Raw genomic sequence first — 4,129 nt, forward strand, 5'->3', positions numbered from 1 at the left:
TAATCCGATTAAACGACCTAACCGATCATGGTGGTAAAGTCATTACCGCCATTGATAATTACCTGTATCAAGGCGTTCCTGTTGCCGCTAAAGGTGATTTAGTAAGCTGCCCTAAATGCAAAGGGGTTTTCCCTATTGTGGAAGGAAGCAACGACTTAAAGCATCAGGGAAAACCTATTGCATTGGAAGGTATGCAAACAGCCTGTGGCGCAAAACTGATTGCCAGCCAGAAAGATTTTCTCGCTTAATGAGACGACAATCACTTTGGCCTATTTTAGGCAATACTGGCGCACTGCACCTGTCTTCTCCATATTACCGGGCTAATACATTAATCCGGTAACATGGAGAGACGAGAAAAATATCGTGACTATTCGCGGGTCATGGGTAATTTATTGAAAAGGAGAAATTGATATGCCATTACCACTTCTTGCGCCAGCGGCTCCTGCTCTTTTAGCTGCTGCTGAATGGACACTGGCTGCTTGTGCAACAGGATTAGCCGCCGTTGGTGTGATGGAAAGCACCAAAAATAAAGAAGGTGAACAAGACAAGGCAACAGCGAATACACAAACAATTGCTTCGTCCCGTACCGAATGTGAGAAATGTCCGGCAATTGGCAACGTTACAATGGTTTGGGAAAAGACCACATCGTATTCAGAAATAACCATTGCCTACCAAACAAAAATTGCCGGGACGATATACAACCCTGAATTAAACATAATTGAGACTTGGTTATGTATGGATACAAATTTCGATGGTTGGAAACCTGCACAATGCTTATTTCTTGAGGCTAAGGCTAAATATGATCAGTTTTTTAAGAATGGTGAACCGAGTTGGATTTTTGGTGAGTTTAGAAAAACACCTACCAGTAAAACAGGGGCAGAAAGTACGATTTGGCAAGCAGAAAGACAAAATAGGGTATGCATGGGATTGAATAATATTCCAAAGTCTCATTGGCATTTTTTGCAACCTATATCTTATGAATATTTTTCTGAAATGTTTGTTCCTTTTACTAACATTAAAACATTTCATACTCCAATGAGTTGAGCAAAAGCCTATAACTATTGTTTAAAATTTCAAACCGGATTGATGATTATGAGTTTAATACATCCAAGAATAAAATTGTTTCATGATCTGAATGAACCAATAACACCTGAATTAGCGTTAAAGGATGCATATCAGATAATGCAGGAAATAAATAACATTAGCAGTAACCAAAGTTATTGGCATTTACCAGGATATAATTTAGAGGAAATAGAGAAAAATAATGTATTTACTGATACTGGTTTTACTGAATATGCTATAAGCCAGCTTACAGAAAATTATGATAAAGATGCAAAATATCTTATAGCTACTTTATTTGATACTCCAGGTGACATTGAACTTAAAAATAGTATTTTTTATCAAAGTGGTGATGTGATTTATAATAATACACTAGGAAAAACCAATATATCTATTGATCTTAACTTGGTGAAAGAAAAATTGAAAATTCAAACTATTATAGAGTTTATTAAAGCTTTAGCATCTACTCGTAATTCTCCAGTCATTATGACCGAAACACGAGGATATAGATTGAAAAAAAAGCAAGTATTTCCAGACCGAATAAGTGCCGGCTGGATGCTCTATTTGCCAATAGAAATAGACCCGACTTTAGTCTCAATGGCGGAAGAAATAATATCTATTTCTGATAAAAATGACAAAAAAGGCTCATTAATTATCACGACAAAAGATATCTTTGATATAGAAAACCAAGAGCATATTAATAAAGCCAATGATATTGAAGTCTGCTTGCGGGATCTACAAATACTCCCCTTGATGACAGAGTTATAAATATGACAGAAAGAGTCGTGATCTGTTTAAACGATACAACCGATCATGGTGGTAAAGTCATTACCGCCATTGATAATTACGTATATCAAGGCGTTCCTGTTGCCGCTAAAGGCGATTTAGTAAGCTGCCCTAAATGCAAAGGGGTTTTTCCTATTTTAGGGCAACACTGACGCGCTACGCTTGTCTTCTCCATTGTACCGAGCTAATACATTAATCCGGTAAAATGGAGAGACGAGAAAAATATCGAGACTATTCGCGGGTCATGGGTAATTTATTGAAAAGGAGAAATTGCTATGCCATTACCACTTCTTGCGCCAGCGGCTCCTGCTCTTTTAGCTGCTGCTGAATGGACACTGGCTGCTTGTGCAACAGGATTAGCCGCCGTTGGTGTGATGGAAAGCACCAAAAATAAAGAAGGTGAACAAGACAACAGTGGGTGTGTACTTCATTAAATAATATACCAAATTCTCATTGGCATTTTATGCAACCTATAAGCTACGCCTATTATTTAGAGAAATTGTCTATTTATTCCAATATTAAAGTATTTCATACCCCTTATTAACCTAATAATTTATAATAGGAGAAATGAATGACTATTTTATCTTTAGATATAGAAATATATACAGATTGGAAAAATCCATTAACTCCAGACATTGCAGTTAATGATACCTATAAAATCGTAAAACAATTGGAAGATATCTTCTTTGGATACTCTAAAATATGGTACTTAGGAGGAAATAGCCGCGAAGAAGCATTAACTCGGGTAGCTTTTGATGAGAGAGGAATAACAGACGAATGTATAAACGACTTTAAAGAAAATTATACGGAAGAAGATCCTACGGTTATATCAGGGGTCTGGGATGGAGGAGAGGATGGGCAAGCATGCTCAGTTAGTTACTTTAATTATCATGTTGAAAGACAAGGTCAAACAAAAATAGAGATTAATATATCCACTAAAGGAAAAGAGTTTCACTTTCTTAAGTTGATTGATTTTATCAAGTTTCTAGTTTTTAGCCATAATTCACCTTATATTATGGTAGAAACTGATAATTATAGAATAAGAAGAAAACAGGTCTTCTCAGATCGTTTAAGTGCTGGCTGGATGCTCTATTTGCCAATAGAAATAGACCCGACTTTAGTCTCAATGGCGGAAGAAATAATATCTATTTCTGATAAAAATGACAAAAAAGGCTCATTAATTATCACGACAAAAGATATTTTTGATATTGAAAACCAAAAGCATATCAATAAAGCCAATGATATTGAAATCTGCTTGCGGGATCTACAAATACTCCCCTTGATGACAGAGTTATAAATATGACAGAAAGCACCGTTATCCGATTAAATGACCTAACCGATCATGGTGGTAAAGTCATTACCGCCATTGATAATTACGTGTATCAAGACGTACCTGTTGCCACTAAAGGTGATTTAGTAAGCTGCCCTAAATGCAAAGGGGTTTTCCCTATTGTGGAGAGGAGTGATGACTTAAAGCGTCAAGGACAACCTTTCTCATTAGGAGGTATGCAAACAGCCTGTGGCGCAAAACTGATTGCCAGTCAGAAAGATTTTCTCGCTTAACTAACCTGAACTCTGGATAGAAAAATGGAACTAGCTGCCTGTTCCAAGAGCAGAATTTTCGATCAAGAAAAAAGAGCGCTTATCAGGAACAAGCATGGATAAATGAGTTGAACTCTTCTACGATATCGATGATTTTTGCTGTGTATTCATTCCACTTTGGGAACAACAGTGTATCAAGGAAGGACATCGTCAGCGCAGACGTCATAGCCGCATCAGTGCCAGCGAGATTATGACCATTGTGATTGCTTTTCATATGTCACATTATCGCGATTTCAAAAATTTCTACTTTGAATTAGTCCGGCGATACCATCAACAAGACTTTCCCACCCTGCTCAGCTATCCCCGTATCCTAAGCGTCGTCTCCTCAGTTTTAGGACCTCTTTGCAGCTATTTAGCAGGTGAAAGGGAAACCGACGGGACTCGCCTTTATCGACTCCACGAGTATTCGTGTTTGTCATCCCCTCGTCATAAGGTGTTTGACGGCATAGAAAAACGAGGAAAAGGGTCAATAGGGTGGTTTTTCGGTTTTAAGCTGCATCAGGTAGTCAACCACTAGTTTCAAAGAGAACAAACCGTCACTGAATATCTCCCGCTCAGAAATGGATATGTTAGTGACGGCTTAACCATAATTCAGGTTAACTATTAATAAAATATTAATTTCAGCTTCCGACATCTGGCTATCAATGGCGCTATAAATTGATTAAGGAAAACTTATCCGAAT

Annotated in this window: 7 protein-coding genes and 1 pseudogene; all 8 read left to right on the forward strand. The window is 37.5% G+C overall.

The genetic code is table 11. From position 1 onward, the window contains the following. Positions 1–2 precede the first annotated feature (2 nt). Entirely contained in the window at positions 3–248 is a 246-nt protein-coding gene (locus V2H77_RS01080) for a PAAR domain-containing protein (RefSeq protein WP_341497321.1), read from the forward strand. Positions 249–411: 163 nt separating this feature from the next. Further along, positions 412–1,044, forward strand: a complete 633-nt coding sequence (locus tag V2H77_RS01085; protein ID WP_341497322.1) for a restriction endonuclease fold toxin 5 domain-containing protein — start codon at positions 412–414, stop codon at positions 1,042–1,044. A 48-nt stretch (positions 1,045–1,092) separates the two neighbouring features. Beyond that, on the forward strand, positions 1,093–1,827 hold the full coding sequence (locus V2H77_RS01090; RefSeq protein WP_341497323.1) for an immunity 52 family protein: 735 nt from the start codon (positions 1,093–1,095) through the stop codon (positions 1,825–1,827). Between the two features lie 2 nt (positions 1,828–1,829). Continuing rightward, entirely contained in the window at positions 1,830–1,997 is a 168-nt protein-coding gene (locus V2H77_RS01095) for a PAAR domain-containing protein (protein ID WP_341497324.1), read from the forward strand. Positions 1,998–2,120: 123 nt separating this feature from the next. Then, complete coding sequence (locus V2H77_RS01100) at positions 2,121–2,279, forward strand: hypothetical protein (protein ID WP_341497325.1); 159 nt, start codon at positions 2,121–2,123, stop codon at positions 2,277–2,279. Between the two features lie 137 nt (positions 2,280–2,416). Further along, on the forward strand, positions 2,417–3,142 hold the full coding sequence (locus V2H77_RS01105; RefSeq protein WP_341497326.1) for an immunity 52 family protein: 726 nt from the start codon (positions 2,417–2,419) through the stop codon (positions 3,140–3,142). 2 nt (positions 3,143–3,144) lie between these two features. Further along, positions 3,145–3,408 carry a PAAR domain-containing protein gene (locus V2H77_RS01110; protein ID WP_341497327.1) on the forward strand — a complete coding sequence of 88 codons (264 nt, stop codon included), beginning with the start codon at positions 3,145–3,147 and terminating at the stop codon, positions 3,406–3,408. A gap of 124 nt (positions 3,409–3,532) precedes the next feature. Then, a pseudogene (locus V2H77_RS01115) lies at positions 3,533–3,961 on the forward strand (transposase); the annotation flags it as partial. Between the last annotated feature and the right edge of the window lie 168 nt (positions 3,962–4,129).

This window comes from Photorhabdus sp. P32 (assembly GCF_038085095.1).
Classification (GTDB): domain Bacteria; phylum Pseudomonadota; class Gammaproteobacteria; order Enterobacterales; family Enterobacteriaceae; genus Photorhabdus; species Photorhabdus luminescens.